General features: G+C 63.5%; 19 protein-coding genes. 8 read left to right on the top strand and 11 right to left on the bottom strand.

Going from position 1 to position 21,018, the window contains the following annotated elements; all coding sequences use genetic code 11:
* Positions 1-3: 3 nt before the first annotated feature.
* From IEW06_RS20085 to IEW06_RS20040, 11 genes are all read right to left on the bottom strand, one after another.
* The gene (locus tag IEW06_RS20085; protein ID WP_187734537.1) at positions 4-3,225 is read right to left on the bottom strand and encodes an efflux RND transporter permease subunit; all 3,222 of its coding nucleotides are present in this window, start codon (positions 3,223-3,225) and stop codon (positions 4-6) included.
* 98 nt (positions 3,226-3,323) lie between these two features.
* On the bottom strand, positions 3,324-3,851 hold the full coding sequence (locus IEW06_RS20080) for a YybH family protein (protein ID WP_188548844.1): 528 nt from the start codon (positions 3,849-3,851) through the stop codon (positions 3,324-3,326).
* Between the two features lie 38 nt (positions 3,852-3,889).
* Complete coding sequence (locus IEW06_RS20075) at positions 3,890-5,035, bottom strand: efflux RND transporter periplasmic adaptor subunit (RefSeq protein ID WP_187734534.1); 1,146 nt, start codon at positions 5,033-5,035, stop codon at positions 3,890-3,892.
* The gene (locus tag IEW06_RS20070; protein WP_187734533.1) at positions 5,019-5,633 is read right to left on the bottom strand and encodes a hypothetical protein; all 615 of its coding nucleotides are present in this window, start codon (positions 5,631-5,633) and stop codon (positions 5,019-5,021) included. The genes IEW06_RS20075 and IEW06_RS20070 overlap by 17 nt, the downstream gene beginning before the upstream one ends.
* Before the next feature lies 1 nt (position 5,634).
* Positions 5,635-6,894: a TolC family protein gene (locus tag IEW06_RS20065; protein ID WP_187734532.1), complete on the bottom strand. Its 1,260-nt coding sequence runs from the start codon at positions 6,892-6,894 to the stop codon at positions 5,635-5,637.
* Positions 6,895-6,995: 101 nt separating this feature from the next.
* Entirely contained in the window at positions 6,996-7,550 is a 555-nt protein-coding gene (locus IEW06_RS20060; RefSeq protein ID WP_187734531.1) for a heavy metal-binding domain-containing protein, read from the bottom strand.
* A gap of 46 nt (positions 7,551-7,596) precedes the next feature.
* Entirely contained in the window at positions 7,597-8,178 is a 582-nt protein-coding gene (locus IEW06_RS20055) for a DUF305 domain-containing protein (protein WP_373285394.1), read from the bottom strand.
* Between the two features lie 197 nt (positions 8,179-8,375).
* Positions 8,376-9,335: a DUF8832 domain-containing protein gene (locus tag IEW06_RS20050; protein ID WP_187734529.1), complete on the bottom strand. Its 960-nt coding sequence runs from the start codon at positions 9,333-9,335 to the stop codon at positions 8,376-8,378.
* Between the two features lie 68 nt (positions 9,336-9,403).
* Positions 9,404-9,535 (bottom strand): hypothetical protein, encoded by a 132-nt coding sequence (locus tag IEW06_RS20895; protein WP_262891932.1) that lies wholly within the window; start codon positions 9,533-9,535, stop codon positions 9,404-9,406.
* A 136-nt stretch (positions 9,536-9,671) separates the two neighbouring features.
* Positions 9,672-10,154 carry a hypothetical protein gene (locus IEW06_RS20045; protein WP_187734528.1) on the bottom strand — a complete coding sequence of 161 codons (483 nt, stop codon included), beginning with the start codon at positions 10,152-10,154 and terminating at the stop codon, positions 9,672-9,674.
* Between the two features lie 286 nt (positions 10,155-10,440).
* Positions 10,441-11,481, bottom strand: coding sequence for a DUF1259 domain-containing protein (locus IEW06_RS20040; RefSeq protein WP_187734527.1), 1,041 nt, complete (start codon positions 11,479-11,481; stop codon positions 10,441-10,443).
* 247 nt (positions 11,482-11,728) lie between these two features.
* Here IEW06_RS20040 and IEW06_RS20035 point away from each other — a divergent pair, with 247 nt between their 5' ends.
* The 8 genes from IEW06_RS20035 (at position 11,729) to IEW06_RS20000 (ending at position 20,912) form a co-directional block, all read left to right on the top strand.
* Entirely contained in the window at positions 11,729-14,002 is a 2,274-nt protein-coding gene (locus tag IEW06_RS20035; protein WP_188548843.1) for a heavy metal translocating P-type ATPase, read from the top strand.
* Positions 14,003-14,006: 4 nt separating this feature from the next.
* Positions 14,007-14,384, top strand: coding sequence for a cupredoxin domain-containing protein (locus IEW06_RS20030; RefSeq protein WP_187734526.1), 378 nt, complete (start codon positions 14,007-14,009; stop codon positions 14,382-14,384).
* Entirely contained in the window at positions 14,385-15,023 is a 639-nt protein-coding gene (locus IEW06_RS20025) for a helix-turn-helix domain-containing protein (protein ID WP_229743191.1), read from the top strand.
* Between the two features lie 99 nt (positions 15,024-15,122).
* Positions 15,123-15,737, top strand: a complete 615-nt coding sequence (locus IEW06_RS20020) for a DUF305 domain-containing protein (RefSeq protein WP_187734525.1) — start codon at positions 15,123-15,125, stop codon at positions 15,735-15,737.
* Between the two features lie 220 nt (positions 15,738-15,957).
* Positions 15,958-16,593 (top strand): DUF305 domain-containing protein, encoded by a 636-nt coding sequence (locus tag IEW06_RS20015; RefSeq protein ID WP_188548842.1) that lies wholly within the window; start codon positions 15,958-15,960, stop codon positions 16,591-16,593.
* 73 nt (positions 16,594-16,666) lie between these two features.
* Positions 16,667-17,650, top strand: a complete 984-nt coding sequence (locus IEW06_RS20010) for a DUF4396 domain-containing protein (RefSeq protein WP_188548841.1) — start codon at positions 16,667-16,669, stop codon at positions 17,648-17,650.
* A gap of 536 nt (positions 17,651-18,186) precedes the next feature.
* Positions 18,187-20,397, top strand: coding sequence for a TonB-dependent receptor family protein (locus IEW06_RS20005; protein WP_188548840.1), 2,211 nt, complete (start codon positions 18,187-18,189; stop codon positions 20,395-20,397).
* A gap of 164 nt (positions 20,398-20,561) precedes the next feature.
* Entirely contained in the window at positions 20,562-20,912 is a 351-nt protein-coding gene (locus tag IEW06_RS20000; RefSeq protein ID WP_188548839.1) for a DUF6660 family protein, read from the top strand.
* Positions 20,913-21,018: the final 106 nt, after the last annotated feature.

Here is a 21,018-nt window from a genome sequence, read left to right as displayed (position 1 = left end):
CCCTTAGCGCACGGGCAGTACCGGATTGCGGTCCCCGGCCGGCGTCAGCGGCTGGGCATCCAACTCCTGGGGGTGGTCGTCGAGGCTCACTTCCTGGTGGGAAGCAAAGTATTGGGCTAGGGCCTTCTCGCCCACCAGCCAGAACACGACGGGTGTGACGATGATGTCCAGGAACGTCGAGGAGAGCAGGCCGCCCAGAATCACGGTAGCCACCGGATACAGGATTTCCTTGCCCGGCGCGTCCTTGGCCAGCGTCAGCGGCACCAGGGCCAGGGCTGCTACCAGGGCCGTCATCAGCACGGGCACCAGACGCTCCAACGAGCCGCGCACAATCATGCGCCGGCCGAACTTCTCGCCCTCGTGCTCCACGAGGTGGATGTAGTGGGATATCATCATGATGCCGTTGCGCGAGGCAATGCCGGTGAGCGTGATAAAGCCTACCAGCGAGGCGATGCTGAACGTGCCCCCCGTGAGCAGGACTGCCACCACCGAGCCAATCAGGGCCAGGGGAATGTTGAGCATGATCTGGCCGACCATGTAGGTGGACTTGAAGTGCGAGTAGAGCACCAGGAAAATGCCGGCCAGCGAAAACAAGCTCAGCCACAGGATCTTCTGGGAGGCCGACTGCTGGCTCTCAAACTGCCCGCCGTAGGTCAGGTAGTAGCCCGCCGGCAGCTTGACCTGCTGGCTGACTTTCTGCTGAATCTCTTTCACGGTGGAGCCCAGGTCGCGCTCGGCCACGTTCAGGGAGATGGTAATGCGGCGCTGGGTGTTTTCGTGGTTGACGGTGTTGGGGCCGGGCTCGTAGAGAATGTCGGCCACCTGACTGACGGGGATCAGCGCCCCGGTGGGCGTTTCAATGCGGGTCTGGCCGATGGCGGTCAGGTCGTTGCGCTGGTTTTCGGGCAGCTTGACGATCAAGTCAAAGCGCTGCTGGCCGTTAAGCATCTGCGACACCACGGCGCCCTGAAAGAGCGTTTCCAGGTCCTGCACCACTTCGCCCCGCTCCATGCCGTAGGCGCGCAGGGCGTCCTCGCGGGGGCGGATGAGCAGCTGGGGGATCTGCACCTGCTTTTCCACTTGCAGATCGACCACGCCCGGCACCGTGGCGGCCGCGGCGCGGATCTCATTGGCGTAGCGGCGCAGCTCCAGCAGGTCGTTGCCAAACACCTTGATGGCGACCTGGGCCCGCACGCCCGAGAGCAGGTGGTCCAGGCGGTGGGAGATGGGCTGGCCGATGTTGACGTTCACGCCGGTGATCAGGCTGAGCTTGTCGCGCATGTCGGCCAGGATCTCGTCCCGGCTGCGCATCTCGCGGCCTTCCTTTTCCAGCTCCTCCTCGGTTTTGAAGGCCACCTCGATTTCCGAGTTGTTGACGGACTCGGCGTGCTCGTCGAGCTCAGCGCGGCCCGTGCGGCGCGCCGTATAGGCCACCTCCGGAATCTTGAGCATCTGCTCCTCGCCGATGGTGCCCAGGCGGTTGGACTCGGTGAGGGAGGTGCCGGCGGGCGCGGAGAAGTTCACCGTCAGCGAGCCCTCGTTGAAGGGCGGCAAAAACTCGGTGCCGAAGAAGGGCACCATGGCCGCCGCCATCACAAAGAGCAACGCGGTGGAGGTGAGCACCAGCTTGGGGTGCTGCAAGCCCCACCCCAGCAGGCGGGTATCCTTTTTCTTGAGCCAGCGCACCAGGCCCCCGTCGGTTTCGGGGTGGTCCATCTGCTTCATCTTCGGCAGCAGGTAGTAGCAGAGCACGGGCGTGATGGTGAGCGAGACGAACAGCGAGGCCACGATGCTGGTGATGTAGGCGATGCCCAGGGGCGCGAAAATGCGCCCTTCCATGCCCTCCAGGGCAAACAGGGGCAGGAACACGAGCACCACGATGATGGTGGCGTACACGATGGAGTTGCGCACCTCCGAGCTGGCGGCGTAGATGACTTTCAGCACTGGACGCGGCTTGGGTAGCTGCCGGTTTTCGCGCAGGCGCCGGTACACGTTTTCCACGTCCACGATGGCATCATCCACGAGCTCGCCGATGGCAATGGCCAGCCCACCCAGGGTCATGGTGTTGATGGAGATGCCCGCCGCCCGGAACACGAGCGCCGTCACCAGCAGCGAGAGGGGAATCGCCACCAGCGAGATGAAGGTGGTGCGCACGTTGAGCAAAAAGGCAAACAGCACAATGATCACCAGGATGGCGCCGTCGCGCAGGGCTTCCTCCACGTTGGTGATCGACGACTCAATAAACTCCGACTGCTTGAACAGGCGGGTGTTTACCTGCACATCCTTAGGCAGGGAGGGCTTGAGCTCCACCAGCGCTTTTTCCACGGCCTCGGTCAGGCCCACGGTGGCCGCACCCGGCTGCTTCTCGATGCTCAGAATCACGGCCGGCTTGCCGTTCACGCTGCCGTCCCCGCGCTTGAAGCGGGCGCCGAACTCTACGCGGGCGATGTCGACCACGCGCACCGGTGACTGCTCGCGGTAGCCCACGATGATGTTTTCAATGTCCGTGACCGAGCGCAGGCGGCCCAGGTTGCGGATGAGCACCTCCGAGCCGTTGCGGTCGAAGAAGTTGCCGGTGGTGTTCAGGTTGGAGTTGCGCAGCGCGTCCTCCACCTGGTTGACGGTGATGCCCGTCGCGTTCAGGCGGGCCATATCCAGCAGCACCTGGTACTGCAGGTTGTCGCCGCCAATGGGGATGACCTGGGCCACGCCGGGGATGCTGAGCAGGCGCTGGCGCACGGTGTAGTTGGCCAGGGTGCGCAAGTCGGCCGCGTTCGTTTCCTTGCCTCCCGACAGCCCCACGAGCATGATCTGGCCCATCACCGAGGAGATAGGGCCCAGCACCGGCGTGATGCCCGTGGGCAGCTGCTCGCCCACGGTCTGCAGCTTTTCGCTGACGATCTGGCGGGCGGTGAAGATGTCCGTGCCGTAGTCGAACTCCACGAACACCATGCCCAGGCCGATGGCCGAGTTTGAGCGCACGGCCGACACGCCGGTGGCCCCGTTCAGGGCCGTTTCCACGGGCAGCGTCACCAGCGCCTCCACTTCCTCGGGGGCCATGCCCGGGGATTCGAGGAAGACGGTCACGCGGGGACGGTCCAAGTCAGGCAGCACGTCCACGGGCAGCTGCTGGGCCGTGTACGCCCCAGCCAAAAGCAGGCCCACGGCGAAGGTCAGCATGAGCAGGCGGTTCTGCAGGGCAAAGCGAATTATCTTATCAAGCATCGGTGGTTAGCGCAAAAGAAGGCGGCGGGGTGCCGGCCCTTCGGGTAAGCCCAGGAAATGGGGAGGTGCTGCGGGGGTTGCGGTCGGCCGGTTCCGCCCTATTTTTTGGGGCGAGGGGTGCGAGCTGAGGAGTGGGTGGTCATGATTTGCCACTGGCCGGTGGCGTTCTTGCGCAACACGGACGTGGCCACCCCGCGGCGGACGATGGGCGCCTTGGCTTCCTTCTCCTTGGGATCGGGTTTCAGGTTGATGGTATAGGTGTAAGTTTCCGTGGCGAAGGCGTAGGGGCCATCCACCTGCACCGCGGCTTTGTAGTCGCTGAAGGTGAAGGCCTTGAACTCCTTCAGCTCCGGCGCCAGGTGGTGGGCGGCGTAGTGTTGGTAGGTGCCTTCCACGCCCCCCGACTCGAACACCTGCGAGTTGGCCGTGAACAGGCGGTGGGTGCCCGTGGTGTCCAGCTTCTGCACGGCCTGTTGGTACTTGGTCAGTGTCGTTTTGACGGCGGCCTCGTCAGCCGCGGACCCGGGGACAGAGGCCACAGCGGCCGGGGTGGTCTGCGCCTGCGCAGATTGGGTGGCAACAGAGAGGGTAGCGGTCAGCGCCGCGAAGGCAAGAATATCTTTCATGGGCGGGGAAGAGAAGGCCCCCGGTGGGGGCTGATAGATTACTGGTTGAGGTAAATGGATTTGAGCTGGTAGGTGCCCGTGGTGACGACCCGGTCATTTTCGTTGACCTCCCCCTGGGTTAGCACGGTCTGCTCGCCGTTGACGGCGCCGGGCTGCACGTACTGAATCTTAAAGCGCTCGGGCGCGGTGTGCACGAACACCACGGGCTTGCCGTTCAGGTCGGTGACGGCCGAGGTAGGCACCACCAGCTGGGGCTCGCTGCCGCCACTTTGGCCGACTACCTGCACGTTCACGGCCTGGCCCGCGCGGTAGGCGCTGCCGGCCGCGCCGTCGAGTTCGAGCACCAGCTGTCGGGCTTGATTCACGGGGTTCACCACGTTGCTGAACACCACCAGGCGGGCCGCTACCCCGGCCTGGCCCTGCAGGCCTTCCACCCGGAACTTCGCCCCGGGCGACACCTTGGCCATATCCTGGGCAAACACCTGGGCTTCGACCCGCAGCTTGCTGGGGTTGATGACGCGGAAGAGCTCATCCCCCTGGTTTACTTGCTGGCCCACGGCCAGCGAGAAAACGTCCACCGTGCCGCTGATGGGCGAGAGGATAGACACGCGGCGGTTGCTGGCCTGGTCGTTGTAAATGCTGGCGTTCTGCCGGGCCTGGCGCAGGCGCAGCTCGGCGGCCACCACGTCCTTGCGGGCGGCGATGTCGGCAATGCTTTGCAGGCGGGCGTACTCCTGCTGAGCCGCGCGCAGCTCGGCCTGGGCGTTGGCCCGCTCCGTGCTGAGCCCGATCTGCTCGGTCGCGGCCAGGGTTTGCTCGATGACGGCCAGCGTCTGCCCGGCCCGCACTTGCTGGCCCACCCGGGCGGGGAGGCTGACAATGCGGCCCGTTTGGGGCACCACAATCGGCCCTTCGCCGCCGGCGGCGGCCGAGACCGTGCCGTAGAGCGTGGCCCGGCTGTAGGTTTGCGAGAAGCTGGCCAGGCTGGTGCCTACCTTGAACAGAAACTGGCTTTCCTTGGGCAGCAGCACCTCATCGGTGAGGGCCAGGCCGGGGCTTGCGGGGGCGGCGGCCCCGTGGTCTTCTCCCCCGTGGCCGAGCACCGCGGCGGGTGGGGGCAACAGCACGGAGAGCACCAGCGTGGTGGCGGCCGCGGCGGCGAGGAATTTATGCTTGGTTTTCATAGACAGCAGGTGTAGGCGTGGAAAGGGACTCTTCGGCGCGGCGCGGGCGGCGGCGCAGCAGCAGGGCCGTCAGGCCAATGCCGAGGGCAAAGGCGCCCACCAGGGCCAGCACGGTTTTCCAGGAGGAAAACGGGGAGGTGGCCACCGGCGCGGCAGCGGCTACGGGCAGCTTTTGGCCGACCTTAATGCCTTCGAGCAGCAGCAGATCCGCTTGCTCCCCGGCCACGATGTTGGCCGTGAAGCTGTAGGTCTTGTTGGCCGGAAACTCCCCTTCCACCAGGTAAATGCCGGGTTCCTGCTCCGTCACCGCCCACTTCAGGTTCGCGTCTTCCGGGTTGGTCAGGGTCAGCTTGGCGCCCTTAATGGGGGCGTTGGTGGCGTAGTCGGACAGGAACAGGCGTAGGTCAGCGGGCTGGCCGCCTTCCAGTGGCTCGTAGCGCAGCAGCACTTCAAACTGTTCGGACAGGGCCGCCACGGAAAAGGAGGTGGCCCCGGCGGGCGTGCCGGCTTGGGCTCCCTCGCCGTGGTCTTCGCCCCCGTGGGCGTGGGCGCGGCTCACGAGCAGCAAACCCAGCAGTAGCATCAGCAGTTGTTTCATCTTATTCACCTCGCAGGTAGTTGAGCTCCACCAGCGCCTGCTGGTAGTCGCGGATGGTCGTCAGGTAAGTTTGTTGAATGGTGAAGGCCTGATTCAGACTTTGGATCAGGAACAGGTAGCTGATTTCGCCCGCCCGAAACAGGCGCTGCGACTGGCTGATGATGGCCCCTGCCTGGGGCACGCCGGTTTGCTCGTAGTACGCCAAGGAAGTCGAAAACTTGCGCGTGTCCGCCAGCGCCTGTTGGTACTGGCTGCCCAGCTCCAGGCGCTGGGTTTGCAGCTGGTAGTCAGCGGAGCGCGCGCGGGCCGTGGCCGCCTGCAGCTGGGAGCGGTAGGTCCAGAACCAAATAGGTACCGACACGCCAAACTGAAAGCGGTACTTGAGCGCCGAGTTTTCAAAGGCCTGATTCTGATAGCCTACGGTCAGCGCCGGCGTGCGCCGGGCCCGCACCAGGCTGATGCCGGACTGGCTCAGGGCCACACCCTGGGTGGCGTAGGCCAGGGCCGGGCTGCGCAGCAGGGCGCTGCTGTCTTCCTGGGGTAAGCCCCGAAGCAGGGCCGCCCCCGTTTGGGTGAGCTCCCGGCCCGTTTGGCGCAGGTCGGTGCTCGCCACCAGCGTCGCCGTGGGCTGGCCCAGCAGCAGGCCCAGGCGGCGCTGGGCGGCGCGCAAATCGTCGGTGGCCTGCTGCAGCTGCACGGTTATCTGCCGGGCCTCCGCGTCGGTGCTGATGCGCTGCAGGGAGGTGACTTCCCCGGCCGCGAATAGCCGGTCCGTGGCCAGGCGCAGGGCCCGATACAAGCTGTCCTGGGCCGTGAACTGCCGCACCTGCGCCGCGGCGAACTGCAGGTTCAGGTACGCAAGCCGGGTGTCGCGCAGCACGCTAGCGCGGCTGACCTCGCGGTTGCGCTCGGCCAGGGTGATGCCGGCCTGGGCCACTTGGCGCTGCCGGCGGTACACGTTGGGCAGGTCAATGGTTTGCACCACGCCCGGGGCCCACATCTCGCCCGTGGGCGCCGCCAACAGAAAGTCGGGATTGGCGGGCGCGAAGGAGCCCCGTTTGAGGGCGCGCTGCTCGGCGATGTCTTCGTCGGCCTGGCGCAGCCGCGGGTGGCGGCGCAGAGTCTGGGCCTCGGCGCTGTCCAGGCTCAGGACCGTCTGCGCCCGTACCGGCCCTGTGCCGACGCCCAGCAGCAGCCCCAGCACGAGCCCGAGCAGGGAAAACCAACTCCAACCTATTCCTTTCATTTCAGGGTACTTCATACAATCAGGTTTTAACTCGCCTTCGCGCCGTCCCCTACTGGTGGGGGACGGCGCGCGGCCCAGAGGCTTGGGGTCAGGATGGCCGCCCCGGCCGACGTTGCTTAGCTCTTTTTGACCAGGGCCATGCCGCACTTAGGGCAGCTGCCGGGCTTGTCGCTGGCACTGCCTTCGCACTGCATGGGGCAGAGGTAGGCGGCCCCCACGGCCTTCGCCTGCGCGGGCTTGGCCGCGTTCAGCTTCTCAAACCGCGCCGACAGGGTTTTGCCCCCCGCTTTCAGGTTGACAATGGCCGTGCGCAGGGCCGTGCCGGCGGGCAGCTTGGCGACCAGGTGGTCCCCGGTCGGGGTGAGCGCCACGGTGCTGGTTTTATTGGCCGTGGTCAGCAGCATCACCGAGCCGGTCGGCCGGGCGGGGGTTACCGTCGCCTCGTTGGCGTCGAGCAGGTACACGTGGAGCTCCGTGGGGTGCTGCACGAGTTCGATGTGCAGGGTGCCGGCCGTGCGTACGATGCCGCCGTGGGGGGACTTATGCGCGTGCGATTCGCCCGCGGCTTTGTGGCCGTGCGGCGCGGTATTGGGCTTGTGGCTGTGCTGGGCCGAAAGGGATAGAGGGGCGGCGAGCAGCGCAGCGGCTATCAGGAGGTGGGAGAATTTCATGGAGAGGGGGTTAAGAAAGGTAAAGAGAGGTAAGGGACCGCAGGGCCTACATTTTGTCGGCGTTCTGCTGGTGCCAGGCCTTGAAAGCAGCGATTTCCTGCTGCTGCGCGGTGATCATCTGCTGCGCCATTTCCTTCAGCTTGGTGTCCTTGCCGTGGGCCAGCTCGGCCTGGGCCATGTCCACGGCGCTCTGGTGGTGCACGGTCATCAGCATGTTGAAGTTCATGTCCGGGTCAGCCACGGGCTTGGGCATGTTCTGCATCATGCCGTCCATCGACGCCTTCATTTTGCTGGTGAAGGGGTCCGCAGGATCATTGGGCTTATAGTTGGTGGGGGCATTGTCGAGGCGGGTGGCCGCCGCTTCTAGTGCCGCGATTTCCTGTTGCTGGTCGGCTTTGATCTTCTCCGCCATCTGGCGCATGGTCGCATCTTTGCCGTCACGCAACTGAATGTCCGCCATGACTACCGCGCCCTTGTGGTGCTCGAGCATGTGGTGGGCAAAGTCGTGGTCGGTGTTGCCCTTGGGCTTAGCCGCGTGCATCTTGGTCATCATCTCGTTCATGGCCACCAGCTGCGGCGAGCTGCCGGCCGCGGCGGCACTATCGTGGCCCATGGCCGAGTGGTCCATGCCCGCCATGTCCCCGGAGGCAGTGCCTTCGGATGTGGTCGTTTCGGTCGTGGTGGCGGTGGAATCGGCCGTCTTATCGCTGTTGCAGCTGGTGATCAGCAGGGAGCCCGAGCAGAGGGCGGCGAGGAAAAAAGCGGAGTGTTTCATACGGGTTGGTTGAGAGAGGTGAAAGGAAGCCGGGGACGAGCTGCGGCCCGTTAGCTGACGGCGGGACCGCCGACGTTAATGGTGAAGTCGCCGGTGTGAATCTTGCCCCCATGGTTGAACTGCAGGAAGACACGGTAGAGACCGGGCTTCTCGAAGTTGGTGTTGAAGCCGATGTTAGGGCCCTTGTCGGCCTGGTCGTTGGGGTGCACGTGCAGGTACTGCTCCGTGTCCTCGCTGATCACCACCACGTGGCCTAGGGCGCCGAGGTAGTTCTCCAGGTTCGTCACGGGCTGGCCGCCCTGGGTGATGTTGATTTTCATGCCCAGCAGCTGGTCCGTTTGCAGGGGCTTGTCAAAGGAAAGGGTAGCCTGGTAGCCGTCCTTCTCCCACTGCATATCGTCATTTTTAAACTTGACCGGCGTGTAAGCCGGGCCCTTGACAGTGAGGGGCTGACGGCCCAGCTGGTGGCCAGCGCCCGTGGGGGTGTAGTCCTGAAACAGCACATAGTCGCCGCCCTTGGGGAAGGTGTACTCCACCTTATAGTCGCCCGCGGCGGTGTACTCAGGATGCTCGTGGTAGAACTGGCCCAGGTCCTTGGAGACGATGATCAGGTGAATTTTCTTTTCGTGGACCACGGCCAGCGGCACCGGCGCGGACTCCTTACCCGTTTCGCGAGGCGTGAACGCCAGCGTGGTGGGCTGCCCGGCGGTGACCTCCGTAGGGGTCGGTACGAGCTTCATCTCGTAGGATTTGCCGTTGGCTACCTGATCGTTGTGCTCCAGGTTCATGCCGCACTTGGGGCACTTCTCCCCTTCCTTGGTGCTGGTGACTTCGGGGTGCATGGGGCAGGCGTAGGTGTGGCCGCCGCTGTGCTCGGCGGTGCCTTCGGCCGGGCCGTTGGTGGGCGTAGTGACGGTGTTGGTGGCGCTGCTGGACGCGGATTCGGACGAGCAGCTGGCCGTGGTGAGCAGGCTGGCCACAGCCAGCAGGGAAAGCGGTAAGCGGTACATAAAGAAGGGATTGGGGGTTGAACAGGGGGCCACTTAGGAGGTAAGCAGCCCAGGGCGCCGCCGGGGCGTTAGGCCTGCCACTGCTGCCAGAGCACGAAGCCCAGCACGGCGGCCACCCCGGCGTAAAGCAGGAAGGAAAGCAGGCGGCGTACCGGCCCCCGGGGGGGAGGGGCGCCTGCCTCTTGGCAACAACTCTTCATTGTCGGGCAGGTAAACCAGGAAGAAAAGGAGAAGGTGGGGGGAGCGCACTTAGGCGCTCGGAGGACACGCCAACGCAAAGGCTCGCCCCGGACATAGCATAGCTATCCCGGGGCGAGCCTTTGGCACGTCAAGGAATCAGACCGTCAGGGACTGAATGAAAATCCGGATATCGGGTATTTTAGGGGGTAGGTGCTCGCGGAGCACCAAAACGACGGCGTGGGTGCGGTCCCACTGGCCGGCGGCCGGCCGGAAAAAGAAGTCGGTGCTGGCCGGCAGCAGGGCCGGAGCGGTTGATACCAGGTGCTTTTCGCCGGGCGTCGCGAGCGACTTAAGAATGGCAGCCGAGTTGTCCTGGCAGCAGTCCTGGTCTTTGCCCGCGGGCTTGGAGTCGTGCTTAGCAGTGGCGTGCTTCGCTAGCTTCTGCTGCGCTGTTTTCTTCGCGTGGCCCTGGCAGCCGGGGTGCGAGGGTTTTTCAGCCACTACCAAGGCCTTAGCCACCGGCGCAACCGGCACGGGCTGGAGGGTGGCGCACCAGCACTGGCCCACGAACACGTTGACGAAGACGAGCAGGAAGCTCGTCGCCAGCAAACGGCGGAACAGGAACAGGCTACGGAACATAACGGGTGCTAAGCAGCTGCAAAACTAGGCTTCTGCGCAGAAAGTGCAGCACTGCTCCTTTACTGTTATTTCCAAGGAAGAGTTCCAGCGTGGGTCAATCGCCCCCTGGGCCCCAGGGTCAAATAGGCGCTTTACAAGGCATATAACAAGTTTCTGACTAAGGAATGACCCGCGGACAGCTTTGGCGACCGCAAAATTATGCAAGCGTGCGACCCAATTATATAAATCGGTGCCGGGGAATAATGCCCCCTTGCCCCCAGTAAACCCCCGCTGGGCTCGGTTTTGGTTAATGCTTCATAGGCACCCCGGCGGGTGATTTCCCCTTACCGAGTTGATCCAGGGCGGCTCGAAAGCCCGTGGCCAATTGCGCAGCCGGGCCGCGCCCGTAATAGTGCAAGAACATCATCCGGGGCTGATCGAAGAGCATGTGGTTGTGGACGGCCACCACCTCCAGGTTGTGGGCCCGCAGGACCTTGATTACTGGGTTCACCTCGTGCTCGAGCATGGTAATGTCCCCCGCGATGTGGCTGTCGGCCTGCTTGCCGGCAAAGGCCGCCCACGAGTTCAGGCCGATGGCGGCCGTCATCTCGGTGCCCATCATGATTGACTGCAGATCGGCCCGGCCCACCGTGTACTTGTAGGTGGGACCGTTCACTACGCCCTGATACCCCACCAGCTTGTCCAAGGCCGGCAGGTCAAACAGCTCCTTGCCCGTGGGCGGCCCGGCGCTAGGCGGGGCGTTGGTGCCCGGCTGCGCCGGCGTGGTCGCCACGGCGGGCTTCGGTTGATTGGCCGGCAGCAGCTTGGAGTCTTTCAAGGCCGCGGCAAACTTCTGCGCCAGCTCCGCCGGCGAGCCCATGCCGTGAATGTGCATGTAGAAGATGCGGGGCTCCTCGTAGAAGAAGTGGTTGTGTACGGCGCCGATCTCTAGGCCCTGCGCCAGCGCCGCTGACATCAGTGGGTTGACTTCTTCCTGCAGCAAAACGGTATCACTCATGAGCATGGCGGACTTACCGTCCAGGGTGTGCTTGAGGGCCACCCAGCCGCCGAAGCCCAACGAGATGGGCACGGGCTCCCCTTTGATGGTTACCTTCAGATCGTTGCGGGGCAACGCCGTGGTGTGGGTTGCTTGGGGTTCCACATAAGTGCCTTTCTTGCCCAGCGCGGCTTCCACGGCCGCTATTTCCGCGGCCGTGAGCGCCGGGGTTTTAGCGGCGACCGAGGCCGCTTCACTAGCCGGAGCTGGCAGGGTGCCCAGCAAGACCGGGGTGGTAGCCAGCGCGGCCGTCTTGAGCCAGGCACGGCGGGAAAAGCGGGAATCAGGCATATAGCAGAGCTAGAATAGCGTTACACGGCAGTTTATACGCAGCCTACGTAAAGCGCCAGCAGAGAGTACAGCGGATCGGCTTTAGCCCTACCCCTAGCCACCGGATCGGCGCTTCAAATTATGCAAGTTTGAGGTAGGATTTCGTACCAACTCCGGGCGTAACCCGCCGTTCCTTTGTAAGGTGTTTATGGGTCCTGTTCAGTTGCTACGTATGCTCCTGTCCGGCACCCTTTGCCTCTACCCTCTTATGGAACCTACCACTAAAACCGAGACCCTGGACATTGAAGGCATGACCTGCGCCTCCTGCGCGTCCTTCGTCGAAAAGTCCCTGACCCGTACCCCCGGAGTGCATCGGGCTGTGGTCAACTTTGCCACGGAAAAAGCCACCGTGGATTACGTGCCCACCCAGGCCACTCCCGCCACGCTGAAAGAAGCCGTCGTGAACGCCGGCTACGGCGTCACCGAGCGCGCCCCCGACACCAGCGCCGCCGACCGGCAGGCCGAAATCGACCAGCAGAAAGCGCTGGCTTACCAAAAGCTCAAGCGCCGCTTCTGGGTGGCTACCGCCTTGGCCGTGATCATCATGCCCCTGAGTATGCTCATGCTGTGGCCGGCCCTGATGCAGCGCATTAATATGCAGTGGCTCAACTACGGCCTGCTCGTGCTCACCCTGCCCGTGCTGCTCTACAGCGGCCGCGAGTTCTTTACCTCGGCCTGGAACGGCTTCAAGCACCGCGCCGCCAATATGGATACCCTCATTGCCGTGGGCACCGGCGCGGCCTTTCTCTACAGCCTGGCTGCCACGGTAGCACCCGACTGGTTTATGCGCCGCGGGCTGATGCCCGAAGTGTACTACGACACCACCGCCACCATCATCGCCCTGATTCTGCTGGGCAAGGTGCTGGAGCTGCGGGCTAAAACCCAGACCTCGGCGGCTATCAAGGCCTTGATGGGGCTGCAGGCCAAAACCGCCCGCGTGGTGCGCCCGGGCGGTCAGGAAGTAGACGTGCCCATTGAGCAGGTCCAACTTGGCGACCTGGTGGTCGTGCGCCCCGGCGAGAAGGTGGCCACCGATGGCCTCATCGAGGAAGGCCACTCGGCCGTGGACGAGGCCATGCTCACGGGCGAGAGCCTGCCCGTGGAGAAGAAAACGGGGGACCCCGTATTTGGCGCTACCCTCAACAAAACCGGCTCCTTCCGCTTCCGCGTCACCAAGGTCGGCGCCGACACCATGCTCGCGCAGATTGTCAAGCTGGTGGAGGATGCCCAGGGTAGCCGCGCCCCCATCCAGCGCCTGGCCGACAAGGTCAGCGCCATCTTCGTGCCCACGGTGGTCGTCATTGCCATTCTCACCTTCGTGCTCTGGTTTGATTTGGCCCCCGTGGAAGCGCGCCTGCCGCTGGCTTTAGTCAACTTCGTGGCGGTGCTTATCATCGCCTGCCCCTGCGCGCTGGGATTGGCCACCCCCACCGCCATCATGGTCAGCACCGGCAAAGGGGCCGAGCATGGCGTGCTGATTCGCAACGCCGAGGCCTTGGAAAAGGCCTATCAAGTCGATACCGTGCTGCTCGATAAAACGGGCACCATCACCCGCGGCGAACCGGCCGTCACGGACTTTGTGCCGGCGGATGGGCAGCCGGCTGACCAACTCCTGCAGGTCGTGGCAGCGGTGGAACGGCAGAGCGAGCACCCGCTGGCGGAAGCCGTGGTGCGCTACGCCGATGCCCAACAGGCCCCTGTGATTTCCGCCACGGGTTTCCAGGCCATCGAAGGCAAAGGGGCTAAGGCGTCCGTGAATGGGCAGGCGGTGCTCATCGGTAATGCGCGGCTGCTGGAGGAAGCGGGTATTATGCTGCCGGAGGCCGTGCGCCGGCAGGCTGAGGAGTTGCTCGCCCAGGCCAAGACTGTGCTATATGTCGCCGTTAACAAGCAGGCCGTGGGCCTTATCGGCGTGGCCGACACCGTGCGGGAGACCTCGGCCGCAGCCATCAAACGGCTGCAGGCGATGGGCATTGAGGTGGTGATGATGACCGGTGACAACCCCCAGACCGCAGCCCAGGTGGCCGGACAGGTCGGCATCAAGCGTTTCTTCGCCGAGGTGCTGCCCAGCGGCAAGGCTGGCAAGGTGAAAGAGTTGCAGGCCGAAGGGCGCACGGTGGCCATGGTCGGCGACGGCATCAACGACGCGCCAGCCCTCGCGCAGGCCGACATCGGCTTGGCCATGGGCGGCGGCACGGACGTGGCGATGGAAGCGGCCGGCATCACGCTCATGCGCTCGGATCTACAGGGCGTGGTCACCGCCATTGACCTCTCGCGCCAGACCATCCGTACCATCAAGCAAAACCTGTTTTTCGCCTTTATCTACAACACGTTGGGTATTCCCATCGCGGCCGGGCTGCTGTACCCCTTCTTTGGGCTGCTGCTCTCGCCCATGCTCGCCGCCGGGGCCATGGCCCTGAGCTCGGTGTCGGTGCTCACCAACTCGCTGCGGCTGCGCAGCTTCTCTCCCGTTAAAAACTAAGTGTATGGATATCGCCGAAATCATCGTGACCCTGACGGGTGTGGCCCTGGCCGGGTTTGTCATCTGGTACTTCTTCTTCTCCGCGCGCCAGACGGCCAGCGCCGTCTCTTCATCCAGCGGGGTGCAGGAGGTAGATATCACCGTGAAGGGCGGCTACTCGCCCGACGTGATTGAGGTGGAGCGCGGCAAGCCCGTGCAGCTGAGCTTCTACCGGGATGAAGAAAATAGCTGCTCGGAGGAGCTGCTCATGCCCGACTTCAGCATCCGCCGGGACCTGCCCGCCTTCAAGACCACCCTGGTGGAGCTGCTGCCCCAGCAGGCGGGTACCTTTACTTTCACCTGCGGCATGGGCATGCTGCGCGGGAGTCTGGTCGTTAAATAAGTGAGTTTTCCTACCATGACGCACCACGTGAACCCCTCGCACACGCTGCCAGCGCCCGGCACCCGGCGCCTGCTGATTAAAAACATGGTCTGCCCCCAGTGCATCCGCGTGGTGCGGGAGGACTTGAGCGCCCTGGGTTTGCAGGTGCATCACGTGGCCCTGGGCGAGGCCGACGTGACCGTGCCCGGGGAGGCCGAGCCGGACTGGGCCGCGATCCGCGCGACCCTGCTAGCGGCGGGCTTTGCCCTGCTGGAAGACCCCCGGGCGCAGCTGGTGGAACAAATCAAAACCCACCTGGTCACCCTCATTCACTACCCACCGCCGGGCCCGCGCCTGCTCAACTACTCGGATTCCCTGGTCGAGGAGCTGGGCCGCGACTACCACTACCTTTCCCACCTTTTCTCCGCCGAGGAAGGCCTCACCATTGAGAAGTTCATCATCCGCCAGAAGGTGGAGCGGGCCAAGGAGCTCATCGGCTACGGCGAGCTGACCATCGCCGAAGTGGCCCAGCAGTTGGGCTACAGCAGCCCGGCCCACCTCTCGCGGCAGTTCCGGCAGGTGACGGGCCTCACGCCCACCGAATTTCAAAAGCTGGGACCGGCCAGCGCCGCCCGGCGTAGCTTAGACTCCTTGGTGTAGGTCGCTAAATTATGCAAGAGAAAAGGCCGGTGGCATAAAAACCGGGGCAGTAAGCGGGGGGTTTGTATAGCTCACCCTACTCCCCCCTGTCCCGTGAATATGTTCCGCCTTTTCCGATTGCCCTTGTTGTTACTGCTCGTTATTAGCGTCCTGTTCACGGCCTGTCAAAAGGGCCACGACATGGACGACATGGCTATGGACAGCGCTTACATGAACATCATGATGGACATGATGACGCAGATGGATGCGCAGGTTAAAACGCAGGACCCCGATCACGACTACGCCGCCCAGATGGTCCTGCACCACGAGGCCGCCATCAAGATGGCGGAAGAGCAGCTGCGGACGGGCACCAACCAGGAAATGAAAACCACGGCCCAAGCCGTTATTACCAAGCAACGCGCCGAAATCGCCCAATTCAATGCCTTCCTGAACGGGCACCAGCCCATGCCGCCCTTCGTTCCGCAGTTCAACCAGCTGCAGAAAACCAACATGGACAAGATGATGGCCGCCAGCGACGCCCGCAGCATGACGGCCAAACCCGACGTTGACTTTGCCCAGCTCATGGTCGACCACCACCAGGCGGCCATCGACAACTCCGAGGCCCTGCTGCAGTACGGGCGCAACGCCACCACTCGCGCCCTGGCCCAGGCTATTATTGCCGACCAGCGCCAGGAAATTGCGGCGCTCCAGAATTGGCTCACGCGCAATCGTTAGTCCCGCCTCACCCACCAAAAAAGGCAGCTCCCCATGAGCTGCCTTTTTGCGTTTGGGGTGCCGGTAATGTAGAGAGCGTTGCCCCGCTCGGCCCCAGCAACTGCGTAAGCGATTGATAGGCAGCGGGAAATTATGCAAGCAGAAGCGAGTGGAGGATAAATCCACGGCGCTGTCGGGCCGTTTTGGTAGATATCTATGTCTCACTAATTTACTACCTGCTATGAACAAGTTTTTTCGCTTCCCCCTCCTCGCGCTGAGTTTACTGAGCATCAGCCTCTCGATGGTCAGTTGCAGTAAAGATGAGGGGGGCTTGGTCCTGGTCACCCCCCACGATGCGAGCCCGTACATGCGTAACATGCACGAGGGGATGACCCTGATGGAGTCGATGCCGAAGACCCAGGATCCGGACATCGATTACGCGAGCATGATGATTGTGCATCACCAGATCGCCATCAAAAACAGCCAGGAGGAGCTCCGCAGCGGCAAGGACAGCGAAATGAAGGCCATGGCGCAGATGATTATTGCAAAGCAGGAGGCGGAGATCGCCCAGTTTCAGGCTTTCCTGGCGGGCCACCCCGCGCACGCCCCGGCCGTGCCGGCGTTCAATATGCTGCAAATGATGAACATGACGCAGATGATGCAGGCCGTCGATCTGCGCCCGCTAACGGGTAATCCGGATTTTGACTTTGCCCAGCTCATGGTCGACCACCACCAGGCGGCTATTGAGAACTCGGATGCCCTGCTCAAATACGGCCGGGAAAATGTGACCAAGGCTTTGGCCGAGCAAATCATTGCCGACCAAAAAATGGAAATCAAGGAATTGCAGGAGTGGCTGCTGGCCAACAAGAAATACTAGGCCCGCTTTCCTCCTCTACTAACGGCAGTGGGCTTTTTAGCCCGCTGCTTTTTTTCATGTTACCCTTCTGCCCATGAACACGCACAATACCCCGTGGGCCCCCGCCTGGGCGCTCTGGCTGTGGTTCGCGCTCACGCTGGTCTCCGTGCTGTATGTGGCCTGGGACCTGATTACCCGGACCCCGGAGATGAAGGTGATGAAGTGGGGCTGGGTGCTGGTGACCCTGTATACGGGGCCGGTAGGCCTGCTTATCTACTGGTTTTCCTGCCGGGAGCCCTCCCCCGGCACGCACGAGGCGTTTGTGGCGCCGCTCTGGAAGCAGGCCGTAGGCTCCACGATCCACTGTGCGGCGGGCGACGCGACGGGCATTATCGTGGCCGCCGCTATCACCGGCTACTTCGGTCTGAGCATGGGCGTGGACATCTGGATAGAATACGCCGCCGGCTTTGCCTTCGGGCTGTTCATTTTCCAAGCGCTGTTTATGAAGGACATGATGGGCCTGAGCTATGGGGAAGCCCTGCGTCAGTCTTTTCTGCCGGAGTGGATGTCGATGAACGCCATGATGGCCGGCATGCTGCCTACCATGGTCATTCTGATGAGCCGCGACATGCGCGCCATGGAAGCTACGTCGCCCTGGTTCTGGGCGGCCATGTCGGCGGCAACCCTAGTGGGCGTGGTGGTTTCTTACCCGGTCAACTACTGGCTCGTTAAAAACCAGCTCAAGCACGGCATGGGTACCGAGCGGGCGCTGGGCAAAGGCGGCACGGCGAAAGAAGAAGTCAGTTTGCCGGCGCATGACGGCCATTTTATGGCTAGCATGTCGCCCGCCCTGCCCCCGGCCGCCGCGCACGCGGGGCACACCAGGGCCGCGCTGCCCATGGACATGGCGGGCGGCGGCCGGGTATCGGGCTTGCGCAAGGCGGTTGTCACCTTGCTTACGCTGCTCATGCTCGCGGTCGGCTACTGGCTGGCGGCCCGCTACGGGGACTTATCAATGCGACCGGGGACGCCCATGGAGGCTATGCCGGGCATGGACATGCCGGGCCACCAGATGTAAATAGCCCGCTGCCGTCTTTCTGGATAGGCCCTTCCGATGTTAGGCTTAGCTGCCGCGCCAGCCGAAGGCCGGCGGATGACGCCCCTGCGTTGAGTTGCCTGCTCTTGAGTGCTTCTGGGCATCCTAGACGCTTTATTGGCCGGGGGCAGGTAGCCAACCGCACCAACAGGCCATCCAACGAACCCTGCTGGGTTACTTTCGGGCCGTTGGTGGTGCGCTTAGTTTCGGGGTAGAGCAACCACCGCCCGTTAAGTGCTGCTGTTCAGGCTGGCCTTGATTTTCTTGTGTGGCTTGTACTACTTAATTAACTGCGCCCTAAAGTGAGCGCTGCGCCATTTCACTACGCCTACGGCCTAAGCTGTTACGGTGAACAACTGGAAATTATGCAAGCCACAGTTAACTTTCTTTATTTGTACAAATTCTAAATAGATCTACCTTTGTGCCATTATTACCCCTAAGGCACTCTGATGACCCGTTTCGCATACCCTAACTCTGCCCTTATTTGGGGCAGTCTGGCGCTTTTTACCCTACTTTGCTTGCCGCCGGCCCTAGCGCAGCAAGCCCCCGCCGCGGATACCACCCGCCACCAGACCCTAAGCGAAGTCACCGTGACCGGCGCGGCCACGCATTTTGCGGCGCCCGTGGATGGCACCACCATTACGGCTGGTCGCCGCAACGAGCTCATCACGCCCCGCGACGTCAATGCTAATTTAGTGCAGAACAACATGCGCCAAGTGATGGCCCGCATTCCCGGCCTGATGGTGTGGGAAAACGACGGCTCTGGTCAGCAGATTAACGTGGCCACCCGAGGCCTGAGCCCCAACCGCAGCTGGGAGTTCAACACGCGCCAGAACGGCTACGATATGAGTGCTGACGCTTTTGGCTACCCCGAGGCCTACTATAATCCGCCCATGGAGGCGGTGGAGCGCATCCAACTGCTGCGCGGCGGCGCGGGCCTGCAGTTCGGACCCCAGTTTGGGGGCTTGCTCAACTACGAGCTCAAGCGCGGCGCCCGCGACAAGAAAATCGAATTTGAAACCAGCAACACGGCTGGCTCCAACGGCTTGTTTAACTCCTACAACGCCGTGGGCGGCACCGTAGGCAAGGTAAACTACTACGCCTACTACCGCCACCGCCAGGGTGACGGCTGGCGGCCGTCCAACCAGTTTCGCGTCGACGATGTGCACGGCAACGTGCACGTGGCCCTCACCGAGCGCCTGACCCTGAACGCGGAGCTGACCTACCTGACCAACCGCTTGCAGCAGCCCGGCGGGCTCACGGACGCGCAGTTCGCCCAAGACAGCCGCCAGAGCACTAGAGAGCGCAACTGGCTCAGCACCCCCTGGCTGATTCCGGCCCTCACCCTGGACTACAAGGCTAGTGAGCGGACGCGCGTGAACCTGAAGACCTTTGGCCTGGTGGCGTCGCGCAACAGCGTGGGCTTTGTGGCCGGGCTGCCCGCCCCGGACAGCGTGAACCGCCGCACCCAGCAGCTGGCTGCCCGCCAGGTGGACCGCGACGACTACCGCAACCTGGGCGCCGAGCTGCGCCTGACCCAGGACGTGGACCTGCTGGGCCGCACCCACACGCTGGCCACCGGTTTGCGGGCCTACCGCGCTACTACCTTGCGGCGCCAGCGGGGCACGGGCACCACGGGCTCCGACTACGACCTGAGCTTGACCGGCAACGGGCTTTTCACCAACGAGTTTGATTTCACTACGACCAACGCCGCCGCGTTCGCTGAGCTGCTGCTGCACCTGAGCCCCCGGCTGAGCGTCACGCCGGGCCTACGCTACGACTACCTGCGCAACACGGGCCGCGGCTACCTGGGCCGGACGGCCAACGGAGGCGAAAACCGCGTACCCGACCAGCAAAGCCAGCGCAACGTGCTGCTCTATGGCTTGGGCGCTGAATTTATCGTCTCGCCCACGACCAACCTGTACGCCAACTACTCGCGAGCCTTCCGGCCCGTGCTCTTCGGCGATTTGGTGCCGCCGGCCACCGCGGACGTCATCGACCCCAACTTGAAGGATGCGCGCGGCTACACGGCCGAAGTGGGGTACCGCGGCAACTATAAGAACTGGCTGCGCTTCGATGTGGGCTACTTCTTCCTCAACTATGAGGACCGCATCGGCACCATCCGCCGCCCCGTGCCCGGGGGCACGGTGGGCCAGACCCAGCAGTTTCGCACCAACCTGGGCCGCACCCAAACGCACGGGCTGGAAGCCTACGCCGAGCTGGACCTAATTCACTCGCTGACCGGCAATTTCAACTTGCCCCACCTCGATCTGTTCGCGGCCCTGAGTTTGCTTGACGCCCGCTACGGCAGCCTGCCCGTGACCACCCTCACTGGCACCGGCACCGGCACCCAGATTGTGGAAAGCAACCTCGACGGCAAGGTTGTGGAAAACGCCCCGCGCCAAACCCTGCGCACGGGCCTCACCTTCGCCCACAAAGGGCTGTCCATGACCGGGCAGTTCAGCCACGTGGGCAAAGTGTACGCCGATGCCAACAACACCGAGGAGCCCACGGCCAACGCCCAGACCGGCGCCATTTCGGCCTACCAGGTCGCCGACTTTTCCGCCACCTGGAAGCTGGGTCAAAAGGGCCGCTACCGCCTCAGCGGCGGGATCAACAATGTGTTCGATGCCCGCTACTTCACCCGCCGGGCGGGCGGCTACCCCGGCCCCGGCATCCTGCCCGCCGACGGCCGCACCTGGTTTGCTGGCCTGGGCCTGACGCTGTAGCCGCGCGAGCGAATAGCGACAGTAAGCGAGGCAAGGTAAGCTGGAGATGGCCTGACAAGAGCACACGGGAAGGCTTACCTAGAAGTACTTACCCTCACACACTTATTCCTCACTAGGAACCTTTGCCGGAGCAAGACAGTAAAGGGGGAGCCGACAAGTTGCTCTTGTCGTTACCTTTGCCACTGATGCGCCTGCTGTCTCTGTTTTTCGCCCTCTACTTCGCGTGCCTGTCAACGATGACGTGCACGGACGAGGTAGTAGTGTGCCAGGACCAGACACCCACCACCGTCACCGCGGCCTCCCATTCGGACGGCGGCTCGGATGCTCTGGGCGATTGGTGCTCGCCCCTGTGCCAGTGCCACTGCTGCGGGGGCGTCGTCATGACCTGGTCTACCCCCGCGGCTGGGGACTTTCCCCACCCGGTGGAATGGGGCAGTAGCCCCCCCCACGGCCAGCTGGTCATGGCGGCCCCCACGCGGGCCTTAGGCGCGGTGTGGCAACCGCCCCGGGCCTAACCCTTCCTTTTTTTCCTGCTGACTTCCCGCCCGGGTCGCCGCTTGCTGTGTGCAAGTGGGCCACCCGGCCGCGGGGCGTACTGCGCCCCCTCGCAAGTCATTCCGC

Origin of the sequence: Hymenobacter qilianensis, from assembly GCF_014638675.1 — a bacterium.
Classification (GTDB): Bacteria; Bacteroidota; Bacteroidia; order Cytophagales; family Hymenobacteraceae; genus Hymenobacter; species Hymenobacter qilianensis.
Note: the sequence above shows the minus strand (reverse complement) of the source record. Positions and strands in the feature narration are given on the sequence as shown.